The organism is Pseudomonas sp. LjRoot277, from assembly GCF_964253845.1.
In the GTDB taxonomy this organism is placed as follows: domain Bacteria; phylum Pseudomonadota; class Gammaproteobacteria; order Pseudomonadales; family Pseudomonadaceae; genus Aquipseudomonas.
The window spans coordinates 105,135-124,483 of sequence record NZ_CAXURI020000001.1; the positions used below are offsets into that span (position 1 = coordinate 105,135).

General features: G+C 57.7%; 18 protein-coding genes. 11 read left to right on the forward strand and 7 right to left on the reverse strand.

The window, feature by feature from the left end; all coding sequences use genetic code 11:
* Positions 1-18: 18 nt before the first annotated feature.
* Together trkA and ACSQ87_RS00525 are read left to right on the forward strand one after the other, a co-directional pair.
* Positions 19-1,392 carry a Trk system potassium transporter TrkA gene (gene trkA, locus ACSQ87_RS00520; RefSeq protein WP_436273149.1) on the forward strand — a complete coding sequence of 458 codons (1,374 nt, stop codon included), beginning with the start codon at positions 19-21 and terminating at the stop codon, positions 1,390-1,392.
* A gap of 194 nt (positions 1,393-1,586) precedes the next feature.
* A complete protein-coding gene (locus tag ACSQ87_RS00525) occupies positions 1,587-1,901 on the forward strand; it encodes a tetratricopeptide repeat protein (RefSeq protein WP_223431361.1) in 315 nt (104 codons plus the stop codon).
* On the opposite strand, the gene ACSQ87_RS00530 is transcribed toward ACSQ87_RS00525, so the two are convergent.
* The 3 genes from ACSQ87_RS00530 to ACSQ87_RS00540 form a co-directional block, all read right to left on the reverse strand.
* Positions 1,902-2,141 carry a PilZ domain-containing protein gene (locus ACSQ87_RS00530; protein WP_008155688.1) on the reverse strand — a complete coding sequence of 80 codons (240 nt, stop codon included), beginning with the start codon at positions 2,139-2,141 and terminating at the stop codon, positions 1,902-1,904.
* A 71-nt stretch (positions 2,142-2,212) separates the two neighbouring features.
* Positions 2,213-3,100 carry a lysophospholipid acyltransferase gene (locus tag ACSQ87_RS00535; protein WP_223431360.1) on the reverse strand — a complete coding sequence of 296 codons (888 nt, stop codon included), beginning with the start codon at positions 3,098-3,100 and terminating at the stop codon, positions 2,213-2,215.
* Between the two features lie 40 nt (positions 3,101-3,140).
* Complete coding sequence (locus tag ACSQ87_RS00540) at positions 3,141-3,698, reverse strand: DNA-3-methyladenine glycosylase I (RefSeq protein WP_436273150.1); 558 nt, start codon at positions 3,696-3,698, stop codon at positions 3,141-3,143.
* An 81-nt stretch (positions 3,699-3,779) separates the two neighbouring features.
* On the opposite strand from ACSQ87_RS00540, the gene glyQ reads away from it, so the two are divergent.
* The 4 genes from glyQ to ACSQ87_RS00560 all read left to right on the forward strand — a co-directional run bounded on the left by glyQ (position 3,780) and on the right by ACSQ87_RS00560 (position 8,203).
* The gene (glyQ, locus tag ACSQ87_RS00545) at positions 3,780-4,733 is read left to right on the forward strand and encodes a glycine--tRNA ligase subunit alpha (protein ID WP_003213601.1); all 954 of its coding nucleotides are present in this window, start codon (positions 3,780-3,782) and stop codon (positions 4,731-4,733) included.
* Complete coding sequence (gene glyS / locus ACSQ87_RS00550; protein ID WP_436273151.1) at positions 4,730-6,784, forward strand: glycine--tRNA ligase subunit beta; 2,055 nt, start codon at positions 4,730-4,732, stop codon at positions 6,782-6,784. The genes glyQ and glyS overlap by 4 nt, the downstream gene beginning before the upstream one ends.
* Before the next feature lie 4 nt (positions 6,785-6,788).
* Entirely contained in the window at positions 6,789-7,334 is a 546-nt protein-coding gene (gmhB, locus tag ACSQ87_RS00555) for a D-glycero-beta-D-manno-heptose 1,7-bisphosphate 7-phosphatase (protein ID WP_223431381.1), read from the forward strand.
* Between the two features lie 89 nt (positions 7,335-7,423).
* Positions 7,424-8,203, forward strand: coding sequence for a lysophospholipid acyltransferase family protein (locus tag ACSQ87_RS00560; protein ID WP_223431358.1), 780 nt, complete (start codon positions 7,424-7,426; stop codon positions 8,201-8,203).
* Positions 8,204-8,499: 296 nt separating this feature from the next.
* Here the strand turns inward: ACSQ87_RS00560 and gyrB are convergent, their stop codons facing one another.
* Genes gyrB through dnaA form a run of 4 tightly spaced genes read right to left on the reverse strand, consistent with a single transcriptional unit; the run spans position 8,500 to position 14,710 of the window.
* A complete protein-coding gene (gyrB, locus tag ACSQ87_RS00565; RefSeq protein ID WP_223431357.1) occupies positions 8,500-10,917 on the reverse strand; it encodes a DNA topoisomerase (ATP-hydrolyzing) subunit B in 2,418 nt (805 codons plus the stop codon).
* A gap of 5 nt (positions 10,918-10,922) precedes the next feature.
* Positions 10,923-12,026, reverse strand: a complete 1,104-nt coding sequence (gene recF / locus ACSQ87_RS00570; protein ID WP_056738504.1) for a DNA replication/repair protein RecF — start codon at positions 12,024-12,026, stop codon at positions 10,923-10,925.
* Between the two features lie 20 nt (positions 12,027-12,046).
* Positions 12,047-13,150 (reverse strand): DNA polymerase III subunit beta, encoded by a 1,104-nt coding sequence (gene dnaN / locus ACSQ87_RS00575; protein WP_008155702.1) that lies wholly within the window; start codon positions 13,148-13,150, stop codon positions 12,047-12,049.
* Between the two features lie 39 nt (positions 13,151-13,189).
* Positions 13,190-14,710, reverse strand: a complete 1,521-nt coding sequence (dnaA, locus tag ACSQ87_RS00580; RefSeq protein ID WP_223431356.1) for a chromosomal replication initiator protein DnaA — start codon at positions 14,708-14,710, stop codon at positions 13,190-13,192.
* A gap of 567 nt (positions 14,711-15,277) precedes the next feature.
* On the opposite strand from dnaA, the gene rpmH reads away from it, so the two are divergent.
* From rpmH to mnmE, 5 genes are all read left to right on the forward strand, one after another.
* A complete protein-coding gene (gene rpmH / locus ACSQ87_RS00585; protein ID WP_003213577.1) occupies positions 15,278-15,412 on the forward strand; it encodes a 50S ribosomal protein L34 in 135 nt (44 codons plus the stop codon).
* 16 nt (positions 15,413-15,428) lie between these two features.
* Positions 15,429-15,830 (forward strand): ribonuclease P protein component, encoded by a 402-nt coding sequence (gene rnpA / locus ACSQ87_RS00590; protein WP_223431380.1) that lies wholly within the window; start codon positions 15,429-15,431, stop codon positions 15,828-15,830.
* A complete protein-coding gene (gene yidD, locus ACSQ87_RS00595; protein WP_074872215.1) occupies positions 15,823-16,068 on the forward strand; it encodes a membrane protein insertion efficiency factor YidD in 246 nt (81 codons plus the stop codon). Before rnpA ends, yidD begins: the two co-directional genes overlap by 8 nt.
* Before the next feature lie 2 nt (positions 16,069-16,070).
* The gene (gene yidC, locus ACSQ87_RS00600; RefSeq protein ID WP_150657772.1) at positions 16,071-17,756 is read left to right on the forward strand and encodes a membrane protein insertase YidC; all 1,686 of its coding nucleotides are present in this window, start codon (positions 16,071-16,073) and stop codon (positions 17,754-17,756) included.
* Positions 17,757-17,835: 79 nt separating this feature from the next.
* Positions 17,836-19,206 carry a tRNA uridine-5-carboxymethylaminomethyl(34) synthesis GTPase MnmE gene (mnmE, locus tag ACSQ87_RS00605; RefSeq protein WP_150657771.1) on the forward strand — a complete coding sequence of 457 codons (1,371 nt, stop codon included), beginning with the start codon at positions 17,836-17,838 and terminating at the stop codon, positions 19,204-19,206.
* The last annotated feature ends 143 nt before the right edge of the window (positions 19,207-19,349 follow it).

Here is a 19,349-nt window from a genome sequence, read left to right on the forward strand (position 1 = left end):
TTTTAAGGGAGTGACTGGATGAAAATCATCATCCTCGGCGCAGGGCAGGTCGGCGGTTCGCTGGCAGAACACTTGGCCAGCGAGGCCAACGACATCACCGTGGTCGACACCGACGGCGAACGCCTGCGTGACCTCGGCGATCGGCTGGACATCCGCACCGTGCAGGGCCGCGGCTCGCTGCCGACGGTGCTGCGTCAGGCCGGCGCAGACGACGCCGACATGCTGGTGGCGGTGACCAACAGCGACGAAACCAACATGGTTGCCTGCCAGGTTGCCCACACCCTGTTCCACACGCCGACCAAAATCGCCCGGGTTCGCGAAGCCGCCTACCTGACTCGCTCCGAGCTGTTCGACAACGAAGCGATTCCGGTGGACGTGCTGATCAGCCCGGAGCAAGTGGTCACCAATTACATCAAGCGCCTGATCCAGCATCCGGGCGCCTTGCAGGTGATCGACTTCGCCGAAGGCAAAGCCCAATTGGTGGCGGTCAAGGCGTACTACGGCGGCCCGCTGGTGGGCCAGCAACTGCGCCAGTTGCGCGAGCACATGCCGAATGTCGAAACCCGTGTCGCGGCGATTTTCCGTCGTGATCGGCCGATCTTGCCGCAGGGCGATACGGTGATCGAGGCTGACGACGAAGTCTTTTTCATCGCCGCCAAGGCGAATATTCGCGCGGTGATGAGCGAAATGCGCCGCCTCGATGAGAGCTACAAACGCATCGTCATCGCTGGCGGCGGGCAGATTGGTGAACGTCTGGCCGAGGCCATCGAAAGCCGTTACCAAGTGAAGATCATCGAGATGAACCCGGCCCGCTGCCGCCATCTCTCGGACACCCTCGACAGCACCGTGGTGTTGCAGGGCAGTGCCTCCGACCGCGACTTGCTAATGGAAGAGAACATCGCCGACGCCGACCTTTTCCTGGCGCTGACCAACGACGACGAAGCCAACATCATGTCCTCGCTGCTGGCTAAGCGCCTGGGCGCGAAGAAGGTGATGACCATCATCAACAACCCGGCCTACGTCGACCTGATCCAGGGCGGCGACATCGACATCGCCATCAGCCCGCAATTGGCGACCATCGGCACCTTGCTGGCCCACGTACGTCGCGGCGATATCGTCAGCGTGCACTCATTGCGCCGGGGCGCGGCGGAAGCCATCGAGGCGATTGCCCACGGTGATGAAAAGTCGAGTAAGGTCATCGGCAAGTGCATTGAGAACATTGGCTTGCCGCCGGGCACCACCATCGGCGCGATCATCCGTGACGAAGAAGTGATCATTGCCCACGACGACACGGTGATCGCGGCCGGCGACCATGTGATTCTATTCCTTGTGGATAAGAAGCATATTCGGGATGTGGAAAAGCTGTTCCATGTGGGACTCAGCTTCTTCTGATCCGGAGTTTGCACTGGGCAGACTGGCCCCTTCGCGAGCAAGTCGAATCGTCGCACCGCCGCTCCCACATTAGATCTTCAGTGGACATTAATTTTGTGTACGAAGACGATTCAATGTGGGAGCGGGCTTGCTCGCGAAGGCGGTCTCTCAGAAAAAAATCCTTCCCTGATTCACCTCAACAAGGAATCCACCCAATGCTCGAATCCCTGGAAAAAATGCTCGCCAAGGGTGTGGATAACTCATTGCTGCGCTTCGGTCTGGGCAAGGGTTATCTGGATCTTGGGGAAAACGCCAAGGCCGCTGAGCATTTCCAACGTTGCGTCGAATTCGATCCGAAGTACTCAGCCGCCTGGAAGCTATTGGGCAAGGCCCATCTGGGGCTGAAGGATTTCGCATCCGCACGTCAGGCGTGGGAACAGGGCCTGGAAGCCGCTCGCGCCCATGGCGACAAGCAGGCCGAAAAGGAAATGACCGTGTTTCTGAAGAAGCTTGAGCGTCAGGCTCACTGATCAGAGGTAGCGCAGGCCAATGCCCTCGGCATCCACCAGCACCACTTCCATGCGCACCCGCGGCGCGCCTGTGGGTAAGTCTTGCACTTGACCGTAAACCACCGCGCCCTTGGGCAATGCCGACAAGCCCGGATGCTTGACGTAGACGCCTGTCGTCGAAAGGTTACGCGTCTGGCCCAGGCATTCGCCGAAGCTGTGGTGACTGATCTTGATGCGAAACGATTTGCGGTGTTCGGACATCTTCTGCGCCCTTAATTGAACGGTGTGGATAACCCTGGACTCACGGTTATCCACAGATCATGCCAATCAACTCAGTACCAGCGTTCTTCACCCGGCGGACGCTTCTTGAAGCGCTTCATGCTCCACATGTACTGGCTCGGATACGCCCGCACATAGCGCTCGACCACCTGGCTCATGGCCGCGCAGGACGTCTCGGTATCGGTGCTGTACATGGCTTCTGGCGCGGCTTCGAGGATCACTTTGTAACCCGAACCGTCGGGCAGACGTAGCGCATGCAGGAACACGCCGACCGCTTTGCCGCCGGCCAGCATATTCGGTACGAACTTGCTGGTCAGGGCCTGGGTGGCGAAGAACGGCACGAAAATCCCGGCGGATTCGGACGGTTCCGGGTCAGCGGGAATGCCCACTGCACCACCTTTGCGCACTTCCTTGATGATGCTGAGGATGCCTTCCTTGGTGGAAGCGGCCACCCGGTTGCCCAATTGCACCCGCTGCTTGCGCAGCAAATCATCCACAGCCTTCAGCTTTGGCGGACGATAAAAGATGATCGGTTTGCACTGGTTGCAATAGAAGTGGTTCAACACTTCCCAGTTGCCCAGGTGACTGGTGATACCGACGACCCCTTTGCCGGAGGCGAGGGCGTCCTTTAATACGTCGAGACCTTCGACTTCACGCACCAGGTCGATGGAGCGCTGGGCCGGCCAGATCCAGGCGCAGGCACTTTCGGTCAGGGACTTGCCGATGTCTTTCAGGCTCTGGCCTACCAGACGCTCACGCTCGGCCGGGTCCATATCCGGGAAACACTTGGCGAGATTGATCCGCACCACATCGCGGGAACGGTTAGGGGTTTTCCACATGACCCAGCCGATGACCGAGCCCACTGCCTGCACTGCCCGCCACGGGAGCAGGGCAAACAGCCGCAGAGCGCCTACCAGCAAGGCGCCTTTAAACTTATCCACAGGTCACTCCTGATCTTGTGCTGTGCGCGAGGCGGCTATTCTAACCGCCGTTCGCCAGCGCCGCGTAGCGATCGCAATCCTGGGTGTGGTCCATGACCATGCCCGAGGCCTGCATCAGCGCGTAACAAATAGTCGGGCCGACGAATGTGAAGCCGGCCTTTTTCAGGCCTTTGCTCATCTCCACGGCGGTCGGCGTCACGGCCGGCACTTCGCTGCGGTCCTTGAAATGGTTGATCACAGGCTTGCCGTCGACGAAGGACCAGAGAAACTCCACCGGATCCTCCAGCGCCAGCCAGACCTGGGCATTGCGCCGGGCCGCATTGAGTTTGAGGCGATTGCGAATGATGCCCGGATCGAGCATCAATTCATCGATTTCGGCGTCGCTCATCTGCGCCACGCGCTGTACGTCGAAGCCGAACATCACCTGACGATAGTGCTCACGTTTACGCAGCACGGTGATCCAGGAAAGGCCGGCCTGGAACCCTTCGAGCAAAAGCAACTCGAACAATCCCTGCGCATCGCGTAGCGGCGTGCCCCACTCCTGATCGTGATAAGCCATGTACAGCGGATCTTCGGAACACCAAAAGCAGCGTGGCATAAGGCTCCAGGGGGCGTGCGCAGGACCGAATCGGGTATACTCCCGCTCTTTAAATCGCAGCCCAAGAAACAGGTGAATTTCGTGAGCCAGCCTACGCCAGCCGTGCGTACCTTCCAAGACTTGATCCTCGCCCTCCAGCAATACTGGGCCGAGCAAGGTTGTGTGGTACTTCAGCCCTACGATATGGAAGTAGGCGCCGGGACTTTCCACACTGCCACGTTTCTGCGCGCCATTGGCCCGGAAACCTGGAACGCCGCTTATGTGCAGCCCAGTCGTCGCCCGACTGACGGCCGCTACGGCGAAAACCCGAACCGTCTGCAGCACTACTACCAGTTCCAGGTCGTGCTGAAGCCGAACCCGGACAACTTCCAGGAACTGTACCTGGGCTCCCTCAAGCATGTCGGCCTGGACCCGCTGGTCCACGACATTCGCTTCGTTGAAGACAACTGGGAATCGCCAACACTGGGCGCCTGGGGTCTGGGCTGGGAAGTCTGGCTCAACGGCATGGAAGTGACGCAGTTCACTTACTTCCAGCAAGCGGGCGGCATTGAGTGCTACCCGGTGACCGGCGAGATCACTTACGGTCTTGAGCGTCTGGCCATGTACCTGCAAGGCGTGGACTCGGTCTACGACCTGGTCTGGGCTGACGGCCCGTTCGGCAAAGTGACCTACGGCGACGTGTTCCACCAGAACGAAGTCGAGCAATCGACCTATAACTTCGAACACGCCAACGTCGAGAAGCTGTTCGAACTGTTCGATTTCTACGAAAGCGAAGCCAAGCGCCTGATCGAACTCGACCAGCCGCTGCCGTTGCCAAGCTACGAAATGGTGTTGAAGGCCTCCCATACCTTCAACCTGCTGGATGCTCGCCGGGCGATCTCGGTGACCGCGCGTCAGCAATACATTCTGCGTGTCCGCACCCTGGCGCGTTCCGTTGCGCAAGCCTACTTGCTGGCTCGCGCCAAGCTGGGCTTCCCGATGGCGACCCCGGACCTGCGTGACGAAGTACTGGCCAAGCTGGAGGCAGCACAATGAGTGCTCTAGATTTTCTGGTTGAACTGGGCACCGAAGAACTGCCACCCAAAGCCCTGAACACCTTGGCCGACGCGTTCCTGGCCGGTATCGACAAAGGCCTGCAAGCCGCTGGCCTGAACTACGAGACCAAAACCGTCTACGCCGCGCCACGTCGTCTGGCTGTGCTGATCACCGATCTGGCGACTCAGCAGCCGGATCGCAGCATCAACCTCGATGGCCCGCCACGTCAGGCCGCGTTCGATGCCGAAGGCAATCCGACTCAAGCGGCATTGGGCTTCGCCAAGAAGTGCGGCGTCGACCTGAGCGAAATCGATCAGAGCGGCCCGAAACTGCGTTACAGCCAAAGCATCGCCGGCAAGCCGACTGCGAGCCTGCTGCCAACCATCGTCGAAGATTCCCTGAACGACCTGCCGATTCCCAAGCGCATGCGCTGGGGCGCTCGCAAGGAAGAGTTCGTTCGTCCGACCCAGTGGCTGGTGATGCTGCTCGGTGACCAGGTCATCGATTGCACCATCCTCGCCCAGAAGGCGGGTCGCGATTCCCGTGGTCACCGCTTCCATCACCCGGAAAGCGTGCGCATCACCTCGCCGGCCAACTACCTGACCGACCTGCGTGCCGCTTACGTATTGGCCGACGCCAACGAGCGTCGCGAATTGATCAGTAAGCGCGTCGAAGAGCTGGCGACTATGCAGGAAGGGACGGCGATCGTGCCCCCAGCGCTGCTCGACGAAGTGACCGCGCTGGTTGAATGGCCGGTTCCGCTGGTGTGCTCGTTCGAAGAACGTTTCCTCGACGTGCCGCAAGAAGCCCTGATCACCACCATGCAGGACAACCAGAAGTACTTCTGCCTGCTGGATGCCGACGGCAAGTTGCTGCCACGTTTCATTACCGTGGCCAACATCGAAAGCAAAGACCCGCAACAGATCATCGCCGGTAACGAGAAAGTGGTTCGCCCACGCCTGACCGACGCCGAGTTCTTCTTCAAGCAAGACAAGAAGCAGAAACTCGAAGACTTCAACCTGCGTCTGCAGAACGTGGTGTTCCAGGAAAAACTCGGCAGCGTCTACGACAAGGCCGAGCGCGTTTCCAAACTCGCTGCGTTCATCGCCCAACGCATTGGCGGCAACGCCGCGTGGGCTTCCCGTGCAGGCCTGCTGTCCAAGTGCGACCTGGCGACCGAGATGGTCGGTGAGTTCCCGGAGATGCAAGGTGTCGCCGGTTACTACTACGCCCTCAACGACGGCGAGCCGGAAGAAGTCGCTCTGGCGCTGAACGAGCAGTACATGCCGCGCGGTGCCGGTGCGGAACTGCCGACCACCCTGACCGGTGCGGCCGTGGCCATCGCTGACAAGCTCGACACACTGGTGGGGATTTTCGGTATCGGCATGCTGCCAACCGGTAGCAAAGACCCGTACGCCTTGCGCCGTGCTGCACTCGGCGTGTTGCGCATCCTGATCGACAAGAAGCTCGACCTCGACCTGAACGACGCCGTGGCTTTCGCCGTGAATGCATTCGGTACCAAGGTCAAGGTTGCCGGCCTCAACGATTCGGTGCTGGAATTCATCTTCGACCGTCTGCGTGCCCGTTACGAAGACGAAGGCGTTGATGTCGGGACGTACCTGTCGGTGCGTGCCCTGAAACCGGGTTCAGCGCTGGACTTCGATCAGCGCGTACAAGCAGTAGAAGCTTTCCGCAAATTGCCGGAAGCCGCTGCCCTGGCCGCCGTGAACAAGCGCGTTTCGAACTTGCTGAGCAAGGTCGAAGGCTCTGTTCCTTCGGTCGTTGAAGCCAAGTACTTCGACAACGCCAACGAGTTCTCCCTGTACTCGGCGATCCAGCAGGCTGACCAGGCTGTCCAGCCGATGGCTGCGGCGCGTCAATACAGCGAATCGCTGGCACGTCTGGCTGCCTTGCGCGAGCCAGTGGATGCGTTCTTCGAAGCCGTGATGGTCAACGCAGAAGATGCCAAGGTCCGCGCCAACCGTTATGCGCTGCTGTCGCGCCTGCGTGGGCTGTTCCTCGGCGTCGCCGACATTTCGCTGCTGGGTTGAGGGGCTGCTGTTGAAACTGCTGATTCTCGATCGGGACGGGGTGATCAATTACGACTCCGACGCTTACATCAAGTCGGTGGAGGAGTGGATTCCGCTCCCGGGTTCGATCGAAGCCATCGCGCAATTGAGCAAGGCCGGCTGGACGGTAGCAGTGGCTACCAACCAGTCGGGCATCGCTCGCGGCTATTACGACATCGCCACCCTGGACGCCATGCACGAGCGCTTGCGCGAGCGGGTGGCGGAGCAGGGCGGTGAAGTCGGGCTGATCGTCTATTGCCCGCACGGGCCGGACGATGGCTGCGATTGCCGCAAACCAAAACCCGGGATGTTGAAAACCATCGCCGCGCATTACAACGTATCGCTGACAAATCTTTGGTTCGTCGGCGATACCCTTGGTGACCTGGAGGCCGCCAAAGCCGTCGATTCTCAGCCAGTTTTGGTAAAGACCGGGAAAGGCGAAAAGACTTTGGGCAAGACCCTACCGGCAGGCACCTTGATTTTTGACGATCTGGCGGCGATTGCCGCAGAACTTGTGCACAACTGCACTTAAATAAGTCGTGCGCTTCGATTTTCCTGACCAAGGATGAAAGGGAAGTGCGCTTGAATAGGCGGGCAGTGCCCGCAACGGTAAATGTCGCCATGTCGATACTGCAGGCCATCAGAACCTTCCTCTTTTACCTGCTGCTGGGCACCAGTTCCTTGCTCTGGTGCAGCCTGAGCTTTTTTATCGCGCCTTTTCTGCCGTTCAAGGCGCGGTATCGCTTCATCAATGTGTACTGGTGCCGCTGCGCCTTGTGGCTGAGCAAAGTCTTTCTGGGCATCAGCTACGAAGTGAAGGGCGCCGAGAACGTACCCGACCAGCCCTGCGTGATTCAGTCGAACCACCAGAGCACGTGGGAGACGTTCTTTCTGTCCGCCTACTTTGAGCCATTGAGCCAGGTACTTAAGCGCGAACTGCTCTTCGTTCCGTTTTTCGGCTGGGCCATGGCCATGCTGCGACCGATCGCCATCGACCGCGACAATCCGAAAGCGGCACTCAAGCATGTGGCGAAGAAGGGCGATGAACTGTTGAAAGACGGCGTCTGGGTCCTGATCTTTCCAGAGGGAACGCGCGTTCCTTACGGCACCATCGGAAAGTTCTCTCGGGGTGGTACTGCTTTAGCCGTCAACGCCGCACTTCCAGTACTGCCGATTGCGCACAATGCTGGCAAGTTCTGGCCGAAAACCGGTTGGGCGAAGAAGCAGGGCGTCATTACCGTGATCATCGGCGCGCCAATGTATGCCGAAGGTAGCGGACCGCGAGCGATTGCCGAGCTGAATGATCGGGTCCAGACCTGGAACGAGCAGATGCAACGTGAAATGGGTTCGCTGCCACCCGCCCCGCAAGCCCCGACTGCTACCGATCAAGTGGCTGTCTGAGATTTTGTGGATAACCTGTGTACCGTTTTCTTGAAATGCGTCGGATTTAGTTCGTAGGTTTATGATTTATATACATATTTTATAAACCCATAAAAAACCGAAAAAGGTGCATAAGTTTTTTTTGGACGTAAAAAAACCGGCTGATATAGCCGGTTTTTTTATGCCTTCGGTTCAGGTGTTTCAATCTTCGTTGGAGAGCGTGGCAGCGATGACCGAGTAAACGGACGCACCTTTCTGACAATAAAAAAAGGCCAACGCTTGAGCGTTGGCCTTTTTCGTTTGGCAGGTTCGCTGGATCAGAAGTCCAGGTTGGAAACCGCCAGGGCGTTGCTTTCGATGAAGTCACGACGAGGCTCGACCGCATCACCCATCAGGGTGTTGAAGATCTGATCCGCGCCAATGGCGTCTTCGATGGTCACTTTGAGCATCCGGCGCTGGCTTGGGTCCATGGTGGTTTCCCACAGCTGATCCGGGTTCATTTCACCCAGACCTTTGTATCGCTGGATAGTGTGACGCTTGGTGCTTTCGGCCATCAGCCATTCAAGGGCTTCCTTGAACTCGGTGACCGGCTTCTTGCGCTCGCCACGCTGGATATACGCGCCGTCGTCCAGCAAGGTGCTCAGTTGAGCGCCCAGAGAAACAACAGTCTTGTAATCGTTGCTGCCGAAGAAGTCGCGGTTGAAGGTGACGTAGTTCGACAAGCCGTGGGAGATCAGTTCGACCTCAGGCAGCCAGACGTTACGTTCACGGTCTTCACGCAGGCTGGCTTTGTAAACCAGGCCGGACTTCTCGACGGTGCGCAGGCGAACTTCGTACTGGGCCATCCAATCCTGCATCGCAGCGTGATCGGACAATTGCTCCAGGCTAACGGCAGGCAGGTAGATGAAGTGTTCGGTCAGCTCCTGTGGGTACAGGCGCGACAGACGCTTGAGCGTCTTCATTACCAGACGGAAATCATTCACCAGACGCTCGAGGGCGGGTCCGGAAATACCCGGGGCGTCCTCGTTCAGGTGCAGGCTCGCATCTTCCAGGGCCGACTGCGTCATGTACTCTTCCATGGCGTCGTCGTCTTTGATGTATTGCTCTTGCTTGCCCTTCTTGACCTTGTACAGCGGTGGCTGGGCGATGTAGATGTAGCCGCGCTCGATCAGCTCCGGCAACTGACGGAAGAAGAAGGTCAGCAGCAGGGTACGGATGTGCGAACCGTCGACGTCAGCATCGGTCATGATGATGATGTTGTGGTAACGCAGCTTCGCGATGTTGTACTCATCGCGGCCAATGCCGCAGCCCAGCGCGGTAATCAAGGTGCCCACTTCTTGCGAAGAGATCATCTTGTCGAAGCGTGCCTTCTCGACGTTCAGGATCTTGCCCTTGAGAGGCAGGATGGCTTGGGTCCGACGGTTGCGTCCCTGCTTGGCGGAGCCGCCAGCAGAGTCACCTTCCACGAGGTACAGTTCGGAAAGGGCAGGGTCTTTTTCCTGGCAGTCAGCCAGTTTGCCCGGCAGGCCGGCGATATCCAGCGCGCCTTTACGACGTGTCATCTCACGGGCTTTACGCGCCGCTTCACGAGCGCGAGCCGCATCGATCATCTTGCCGACGACCAGCTTGGCTTCGTTCGGGTTTTCCAGCAGGAAGTCGGAGAAGTACTTGCCCATTTCCTGTTCGACCGCGGTCTTCACTTCGGAAGAAACCAGCTTGTCTTTGGTCTGGGAGCTGAACTTCGGATCCGGCACTTTTACCGAGATGATCGCGGTCAGGCCTTCACGGGCATCGTCACCGGTGGTCGCGACTTTGTGCTTCTTCGCCAGACCTTCGGCTTCGATGTAGGTGTTCAGGTTACGCGTCAGAGCGGAACGGAAACCCACCAGGTGAGTACCGCCATCGCGCTGTGGAATATTGTTGGTGAAGCACAACAGGTTCTCGTTGAAGCTGTCGTTCCACTGCAAGGCGATTTCCACGCCGATGCCGTCTTCGCGCTGGATGTTGAAGTGGAACACCTGGTTGACCGGGGTCTTGTTGGTGTTCAGGTATTCAACGAACGCACGCAAGCCACCTTCGTACTTGAACAGCTCCTCCTTGCCGCTGCGCTCATCCTTGAGGACGATGCCGACACCGGAGTTGAGGAAGGACAGTTCACGAATCCGCTTGGCCAGGATGTCCCAGCTGAAGTGGATGTTCTTGAACGTCAGGTCGGACGGTTTGAAGTGGATCTGGGTCCCGGTGGTTTCGCTTTCACCGACAATTTTCATCGGTTCTTTTGGAACACCGTGAATGTAGGTCTGTTCCCAGATCTTGCCGCTGCGGCGAACGGTCAAGACCAGCTCTTCGGACAGGGCGTTCACAACCGACACACCTACACCGTGCAGGCCGCCGGATACTTTGTAGGAGTTGTCGTCGAACTTACCGCCGGCGTGCAGCACGGTCATGATGACCTCGGCTGCCGAGACGCCTTCTTCTTTGTGCACGTCTACCGGGATGCCACGACCGTTGTCGCGAACGGTGATGGATTCGTCCGGGTGGATGATGATGCTGATGTCGTCGCAGTGGCCAGCGAGCGCTTCATCGATGGAGTTGTCGACTACCTCGAAGACCATGTGGTGCAGACCGCTACCATCGTCGGTGTCACCAATGTACATACCGGGACGTTTGCGTACGGCATCCAGGCCTTTCAGCACTTTAATGCTCGTTGAGTCGTACGTATTTTCTTCGCTCAATGCCTTCACTCCCGATGGTCGTGGGTCTGGGTGATACGGCCCTGTTCCACGTGGAACAGAGCGACTGGCGTTTCCGTCTGCCAGCCTTCCCTCAATAATTCGTGATCTACACAGGTGATAAACACCTGGCAGCGTAAGTCTTCCAGCAAGCGGCAAAGCGCGCGGCGGTGGTGTTCGTCCAGTTCGGACGGCAGGTCATCCACCAGATAAATACACTGGCCGCGTCGGGCCTGGCTGACCAAGTGCCCTTGGGCAATCCGCAATGCACAGACCACCAGCTTCTGCTGACCGCGAGACAAGATGTCCGCGGCGTTGTGTGCGCCCAATCTAAGACGCAAATCAGCGCGCTGTGGTCCGGCCTGGGTATGACCCATTTGCTGATCCCGCTGAAGGGACCCGGCGAGCACTGCACTCAGCTCGCGGTCTTTGTCCCAACCTCGGTAATAGCTGAGCGTTAAGCCCTCGAGCTCAACCAGTTCGCTCAAGGTCTGTTCAAAGACTGGTTTCAAGGCTTTGATATAAGCGCGGCGGTATTCATCAATTTCAGCGCTGGCCTGGCACAGTTCCCTGTCCCAAACCGCTTGCGAAACGGCGTCAAGTGTACCATGCCGCAGCCAAGAGTTTCTCTGGCGCAGGGCCTTCTGCAAGCGCTGCCAGGTGGACATGAATCGTGGTTCCACGTGGAACACGCCCCAGTCGAGAAACTGACGGCGAATCTTCGGTGCGCCTTCCAGCAACCGGAAGCTATCAGGGTTGATCAACTGCAGCGGCAGGATTTCCGCCAGTTGCGCCGCGCTGCGGGCATTCTGCCCGTCGATGCGAATCTGGAACTCCCCTTGACGGTCGCGGGAGATCCCCAAGGCGCTGTGCCCACCCTCAGCCATCTCCACCTGACCAAACACCGTACAGGCGAGCTGCTCGTACTGGATGACCGGTAACAGGCGGGTGCTACGAAACGAACGGGCAAGCCCCAGCAGATGAATGGCTTCCAGAACACTGGTTTTGCCGCTGCCGTTGGCGCCGTAAAGAATGTTGATTCGGGGGGAGGGGGAGAAGGTCACCGGGTGCAGATTGCGCACCGCGGTGACCGAGACGCGACTTAAAGACATCTAGCTTCTGCTGAGCATGATTACAGACGCATCGGCATGACAACATAAGCCGAGTCGTCGTTGTCAGACTCTTGCACCAACGCACTGCTGTTGGAGTCGGACAGGATCAGACGAACCTGCTCAGTCGTCATGACGCCCAACACGTCCAGCAGGTAGCTCACGTTGAAGCCGATTTCCAGATTGCCGCCGTTGTACTCGACGCCCACTTCTTCTTCCGCTTCTTCCTGTTCAGGGTTGTTCGCCTGGATCTTCAGCTGACCGTTGGCCAGTTGCAGACGGATGCCGCGGTACTTCTCGTTGGACAGAATCGCGGTACGGCTGAACGCTTCACGCAGGGCCTGACGATCACCGAGGACCAGTTTGTCGCCACCTTTCGGCAGAACGCGCTCGTAGTCAGGGAATTTGCCGTCGACCAGTTTCGAGGTAAAGGTGAATTCGCCAGTGGTGGCGCGGATGTGGTGTTGACCCAGAACGATGCTGACGATGCCGTCCGGTTCGGTCAGCAGACGCGCCAGCTCAAGGATACCCTTGCGCGGCACGATCACCTGGTGACGATCCGGCTGACCGATATCGGCCTTCATCGAGCACATGGCCAGACGGTGACCGTCGGTGGCCACGGCGCGGATGATGCCTTCGGAAACTTCCAGCAGCATGCCGTTGAGGTAGTAACGCACGTCCTGTTGGGCCATGGCGAAGCTGGTGCGTTCGATCAAACGGCGCAGTTTGCTTTGCTCAAGGCTGCACGTCAGCGAGCCGGGGCCTTCTTCCACAGTCGGGAAGTCATTGGCCGGCAGGGTCGACAGGGTGAAGCGGCTACGGCCGGCCTTCACCACGAGCTTCTGCTCGTCGACCTTGATGTCGATCAGCGCATCGTTCGGCAAGCTTTTGCAGATATCCATCAGCTTGCGCGCAGGCACAGTGATGGAACCTGGATCGGCAGGCTCTTCGAGTTGTACACGACCGACCAGCTCGACTTCCAGGTCGGTACCGGTCAGCGACAATTGCTGGCCTTCGACAACCAGCAGCACGTTGGAGAGCACCGGCAAGGTCTGTCGGCGCTCGACGACGCCTGCGACCAGTTGCAGGGGTTTCAACAGGGCTTCGCGTTGAATGGTGAAATGCATGGTCTAGTCCCTTGCCTTAATAAGCTGCGCTGGTGTTCATCAAGTGGTCAGTGTACGCAGCAGGTTCTTGTAGTCCTCGCGGATGTCCGCGTCGGATTCCTTAAGCTCGTTGATCTTGCGGCAGGCGTGCAAAACAGTCGTGTGGTCCCGGCCGCCAAACACATCGCCGATTTCCGGCAGGCTGTGGTTAGTCAACTCTTTGGACAATGCCATTGCAACCTGACGCGGACGTGCGACCGAGCGTGAACGACGCTTGGACAGCAGGTCGGAGATCTTGATCTTGTAGTACTCGGCGACCGTGCGCTGAATGTTATCCACAGAGACCAGTTTGTCTTGCAGCGCCAACAAGTCTTTGAGGGATTCGCGAATCAGCTCGATGGTGATGTCGCGGCCCATGAAGTGCGAGTGGGCGATCACGCGTTTCAGCGCGCCTTCCAGCTCACGGACGTTGGAGCGAATACGCTGGGCGATGAAGAACGCCGCATCATGGGGCAGATCGACTTTGGCCTGATCGGCCTTTTTCATCAGGATCGCCACGCGGGTTTCCAGCTCCGGCGGCTCGACGGCTACCGTCAGGCCCCAGCCGAAGCGGGATTTGAGGCGCTCTTCAAGGCCTTCGATTTCTTTCGGATAGCGGTCACTGGTGAGAATGACCTGCTGGCCACCTTCAAGCAGGGCGTTGAAGGTGTGGAAAAACTCTTCCTGGGAACGTTCTTTGCGGGCGAAGAACTGAATGTCATCGATCAGCAACGCATCCACCGAACGGTAGAAGCGCTTGAACTCGTTGATGGCGTTCAGCTGCAGGGCCTTGACCATGTCGGCCACGAACCGCTCGGAATGCAGGTACACAACCTTGGCATTCGGATTCTTTTTTAATAGGTGGTTACCCACCGCGTGCATCAAGTGGGTTTTACCCAAGCCGACACCGCCATAAAGGAAGAGCGGGTTGTAGCCATGCTTGGGGTTGTCCGCCACTTGCCAGGCCGCAGCCCGGGCCAGTTGGTTGGACTTGCCCTCGACGAAGTTTTCGAAGGTGAAGGTGCGGTTCAGGTAGCTGGTGTGCTTGAGCGCACCTTCGACCTGCACCGTACGCTGTTCGGCGCGAATCGGTGCCTGTTGCGAACTGGCCCCGGCCATCGGGTCGAAGCTGTCGCGCGATGGCTCTTCATTTACCTCGGCAACTTTTTGCGTCGCACGCTTGGTCGGAGCGGCTACCTGGGCTGACGGCGCAGCGTTGACAGGTGCTTGAGCGACCTGAGCCTGTGAAGCAGCGGCGGCCAACGGAGCATTCGGGGCGGCACGCGGTGCCGAACTGCGTTTGCTGCCTATTAATAAGGACAACGCCGGCGCCATGCCATTGCCATGCTCATCCAGCAGTTCAAGGACGCGGCCCAGGTACTTTTCGTTGACCCAGTCGAGAACAAAACGATTCGGTGCGTAGACACGCAACTCGTCGCCTTCGGCTTCGACCTGTAGTGGACGGATCCAAGTGTTGAATTGTTGGGCAGGCAGCTCATCGCGCAAAAGCTCCACGCACTGCTGCCAAAGTTCCACTGACACGGATATCCCCTAAGTTGAAAGCCGGTGAGGCAAAAACAAGCCGCCATTGTAGCCGACCAAGCCCCGACTTATCCACACGAAGGTTGTGCACCTCCCATGAAGAATCAGTGATTTATACGAAAAAAAGACGACCAGCGGTCTGTGCATAAGCTCTGTGGATAACCGGGTCTAAGGTCGTTGTACAAGTGGGGGGGAAACTCGGTGGATAACCACCCTGTGGATAAGTACCCCTTTCACACACAGCTTATCCGACAGCGCAGCACAGGGTTACCACCGTTTTCCACCGTAGTTGTCATTCTCTGTACATCACGACTTTAAAGGGCTGATGGCAGTTATCCACAGATGATCGTGTCCCTAGCTTTTATAAGCTTTACAGAAAAGCTTTAAATACTTTCCTTCTTAATTTCTATATCTAGCCAGGGAGCTCGGCAGGAAAAACGTCTGGAGATCTATTTATAAGGAAACGCTGGTTGGAAATTGACCTAGAGGCTTGCTTTCTCTAGAATCCCCGGTCTCTTAAAACGGGGGCCATTCCGGCCCGTTGTGGACGAACCAGGTAACACGACAATGAAACGTACTTTCCAACCAAGCACTATCAAACGCGCTCGTACCCACGGTTTCCGTGCTCGCATGGCTACCAAGAACGGTCGTGCCGTTCTGTCGCGTCGTCGCGCCAAAGGTCGTGCGCGTCTGGCAGTTTGATAAGCCGGCACTGGAGGTGAGTCAGGACTTCAGTCGGGAAAAGCGTCTGCTTACTCCCCGGCATTTCAAGGCAGTCTTTGACTCCCCTACCGGCAAGGTTCCGGGGAAAAATCTCCTGCTCCTTGCGCGCAACAACGATCTTGATCACCCCCGTCTCGGGCTGGTTATCGGGAAAAAGAGCGTAAAGCTCTCCGTCGAGCGCAATCGCCTCAAACGTCTGATGCGCGAATCGTTCCGTCTGCACCAGGATTTACTGGTCGGTTGGGACATCGTTATCGTCGCGCGCAAAGGTTTGGGTGACGTAGAAAACCCCGAATTGATTCAGCATTTCGGCAAACTCTGGAAGCGTCTGGCACGCAGCACGCCGGTACCAGCAGTCAAAACCGAAACTGTAGGGGTAGACAGTCCCGATGCGTAAACTGGCACTCGTTCCGATCCAGTTTTATCGCTATGCCATTAGTCCTCTGATGGCCAGTCACTGTCGTTTCTACCCCAGTTGTTCCTGCTACGCGTATGAAGCCATAGAAAATCATGGCCTTCTGCGCGGTGGCTGGCTGGCCTTTCGTCGTTTAGGTCGCTGTCATCCGTGGAATCCCGGTGGTTATGACCCGGTTCCATCTATCCCTACCTCCCGTTCTTCTTCGATGGCCGAGTAATCATGGATATCAAACGCACGATCCTGATCGTCGCCCTGGCAATCGTGTCCTACGTTATGGTTCTTAAATGGAACCAGGACTATGGCCAGGCTGCCCTGCCGACTCAGAATGTTGCTTCCAGTACTACCGCACCGGGCCTACCGGATACGGCGACTGGCAATAATGCTTCTGTCAGTGACGACATTCCACGCGCCGCAAGCGATACCAGTGCAACTGCACCTGCTGAAACACCAGTAGCTGCAAGCAAAGACCTCATCCAGATCAAAACGGATGTGCTCAACCTGGCAATCGATCCACAAGGTGGCGATGTTGCCCAGTTGACGCTGCCGCTGTATCCACGTCGCCAGGACCATCCGGAAATTCCATTCCAGTTGTTCGATAACGGCAACGAGCGGACTTATCTGGCTCAAAGCGGTTTGATCGGCACCGATGGTCCGGACGCAAGTCCTGCCGGTCGTCCGGTTTACTCCTCGGAGAAGAAGGTTTACCAACTGGCTGACGGTCAGGACCAATTGGTCGCAGACCTGAAGTTCAGCAAGGACGGCGTCAACTACATCAAGCGTTTCACCCTGAAACGTGGCCTGTATGACGTAACCGTTTCCTACCTGATCGATAACCAGAGTGCCAAACCCTGGTCCGGTGCAATGTTCGCGCAATTGAAGCGTGACGCCAGCTCCGATCCTTCTTCCAGCACCGCCACCGGCACCGCGACTTACCTGGGCGCTGCCCTGTGGACAAGTAACGAGCCGTACAAGAAAGTGTCCATGAAGGACATGGACAAGGCTCAGCTGAAAGAAACCGTTAACGGTGGTTGGGTTGCATGGTTGCAGCACTACTTCGTGACCGCGTGGATTCCGGCGAAAGGCGAGAACAACCTCGTCCAGACCCGTAAAGACAGCAAAGGCAACTACATCATCGGCTACACCGCTCCGGCAATGACTGTCGCACCAGGTGCAAAAGCCGAGACCAGCGCCGTTCTATACGCAGGTCCGAAAAGCCAGGCCGTGCTGAAAGAGTTGTCCCCAGGTCTGGAACTGACCGTCGACTACGGCATTCTGTGGTTCATTGCCCAGCCAATCTTCTGGTTGCTGCAACACATCCACGCGCTGGTCGGTAACTGGGGCTGGTCGATCATCTTCCTGACCATGCTGATCAAAGGGATCTTCTTCCCGCTGTCGGCTGCCAGCTACAAATCCATGGCGCGCATGCGTGCAGTGGCACCGAAACTGGCGGCGCTGAAAGAGCAACATGGCGACGACCGGCAGAAAATGTCGCAATCCATGATGGAGCTGTACAAGAAAGAGAAGATCAATCCGCTGGGTGGTTGCTTGCCAATCCTCGTGCAGATGCCGGTTTTCCTTTCGCTGTACTGGGTTCTGCTGGAAAGCGTTGAAATGCGCCAAGCGCCGTTCATGCTGTGGATTACTGACCTGTCGATCAAGGATCCGTTCTTCATTCTGCCGATCATCATGGGTGCAACCATGTTCATCCAGCAGCAGCTGAACCCGACTCCTCCGGATCCGATGCAGGCCAAGGTGATGAAGCTGATGCCAATCATCTTCACCTTCTTCTTCCTGTGGTTCCCGGCTGGTCTGGTGCTGTACTGGGTAGTGAACAACTGCCTGTCGATCGCCCAACAGTGGTACATCACTCGTAAGATCGAAGCAGCTACCAAAGCAGCTGCCTGATTTACACTGTGGATAACCACTCAAAACGCCCCCTAGTGGGGCGTTTTGCTATCTGTCACTTTTGTCTGGATAACGGTTTATGAGCGTTCCTCGTGAAACCATCGCCGCCGTCGCCACCGCTCAAGGTCGCGGCGGTGTGGGCATCGTCCGTATTTCCGGGCCGCTGGCGAGTGTTGCGGCCAAAGCCTTCAGCGGTCGTGAGCTCAAGCCAAGGTATGCCCACTATGGCCCGTTCCTCAGTGAAAACGATGAGGTGCTGGATCAAGGTATCGCCTTATATTTTCCGGGCCCGAACTCGTTCACCGGCGAAGATGTGCTGGAGCTCCAGGGCCACGGCGGTCCGATTGTTCTGGATATGCTGCTCAAGCGTTGCCTGGAATTGGGCTGTCGGTTGGCCCGGCCGGGTGAATTCAGCGAGCGCGCGTTCCTCAATGACAAACTCGACCTGGCTCAGGCCGAGGCGATTGCCGACTTGATCGAGGCGAGTTCTGCACAGGCTGCACGAAATGCCCTGCGTTCCTTGCAGGGCGCATTTTCCGAGCGTGTGCATAACCTCACCGAGCAACTGATTGGCCTGCGCATCTATGTCGAAGCGGCGATCGACTTCCCTGAAGAAGAAATCGACTTCCTCGCCGATGGTCATGTACTGAGCATGCTCGACAAAGTGCGTGACGAGTTATCCACCGTACTACGAGAAGCCGGGCAGGGTGCCTTGCTGCGTGACGGGATGACCGTGGTGATCGCCGGCCGGCCGAATGCCGGTAAATCCAGCCTGTTGAATGCACTGGCCGGTCGTGAAGCCGCGATCGTCACCGAGATCGCCGGCACCACCCGGGACATTCTTCGTGAACATATCCACATTGATGGTATGCCGCTGCACGTGGTCGACACCGCAGGTCTGCGAGATACCGACGACCAGGTAGAAAAAATCGGTGTCGAACGGGCGCTGAAAGCCATCGGCGAGGCTGATCGAGTCCTGTTGGTGGTCGATGCAACCGCTCCTGAGGCACTTGATCCGTTCGCGTTATGGCCTGAATTTCTGGAAATCCGTCCCGATCCGGCAAAAGTCACGCTGATCCGTAACAAGGCAGACCTCACGGGCGAAGCCATTGCACTGGAAGTCAGCGAAGATGGCCACGTCACCATCAGCCTGAGCGCCAAATCTGCAGGTGAAGGGCTGGAATTGCTGCGTGACCATCTCAAGGCCTGCATGGGTTACGAACAGACCTCGGAAAGCAGCTTCAGTGCTCGCAGGCGTCACCTTGAAGCGTTGCGTCACGCCAGTGCTTCCCTTGAGCACGGCCGTGCACAGCTGACCCTGGCGGGAGCCGGTGAACTTTTAGCCGAGGATTTGCGACAAGCCCAACACGCTTTGGGTGAAATCACCGGTGCATTCAGCTCCGATGACTTGCTGGGACGGATCTTTTCCAGCTTCTGTATCGGTAAATAATCTTCCCCGTTGTCCACAGACAGGCCATTCGTGCCTGTCTGTTCCCTCCTTTTCTCGAATTCTCTTCCAGTGCTGAGCAGATTCTTTCTGCTTGGGCGGATTTTCCGTGCCCGGGATTTGCTTATTCGGCGTTTTTCTGTGGA

Coding starts and splice junctions, on each gene's coding strand:
- trkA (WP_436273149.1), top strand. CDS start 19: ATGAAAATCATCATCCTCGGCGCAGGGCAGGTCGGCGGTTCGCTGGCA.
- ACSQ87_RS00525 (WP_223431361.1), top strand. CDS start 1,587: ATGCTCGAATCCCTGGAAAAAATGCTCGCCAAGGGTGTGGATAACTCA.
- ACSQ87_RS00530 (WP_008155688.1), bottom strand. CDS start 2,141: ATGTCCGAACACCGCAAATCGTTTCGCATCAAGATCAGTCACCACAGC.
- ACSQ87_RS00540 (WP_436273150.1), bottom strand. CDS start 3,698: ATGCCACGCTGCTTTTGGTGTTCCGAAGATCCGCTGTACATGGCTTAT.
- glyS (WP_436273151.1), top strand. CDS start 4,730: ATGAGTGCTCTAGATTTTCTGGTTGAACTGGGCACCGAAGAACTGCCA.
- ACSQ87_RS00560 (WP_223431358.1), top strand. CDS start 7,424: ATGTCGATACTGCAGGCCATCAGAACCTTCCTCTTTTACCTGCTGCTG.
- recF (WP_056738504.1), bottom strand. CDS start 12,026: ATGTCTTTAAGTCGCGTCTCGGTCACCGCGGTGCGCAATCTGCACCCG.
- dnaN (WP_008155702.1), bottom strand. CDS start 13,150: ATGCATTTCACCATTCAACGCGAAGCCCTGTTGAAACCCCTGCAACTG.
- rpmH (WP_003213577.1), top strand. CDS start 15,278: ATGAAACGTACTTTCCAACCAAGCACTATCAAACGCGCTCGTACCCAC.
- yidD (WP_074872215.1), top strand. CDS start 15,823: ATGCGTAAACTGGCACTCGTTCCGATCCAGTTTTATCGCTATGCCATT.
- yidC (WP_150657772.1), top strand. CDS start 16,071: ATGGATATCAAACGCACGATCCTGATCGTCGCCCTGGCAATCGTGTCC.
- mnmE (WP_150657771.1), top strand. CDS start 17,836: ATGAGCGTTCCTCGTGAAACCATCGCCGCCGTCGCCACCGCTCAAGGT.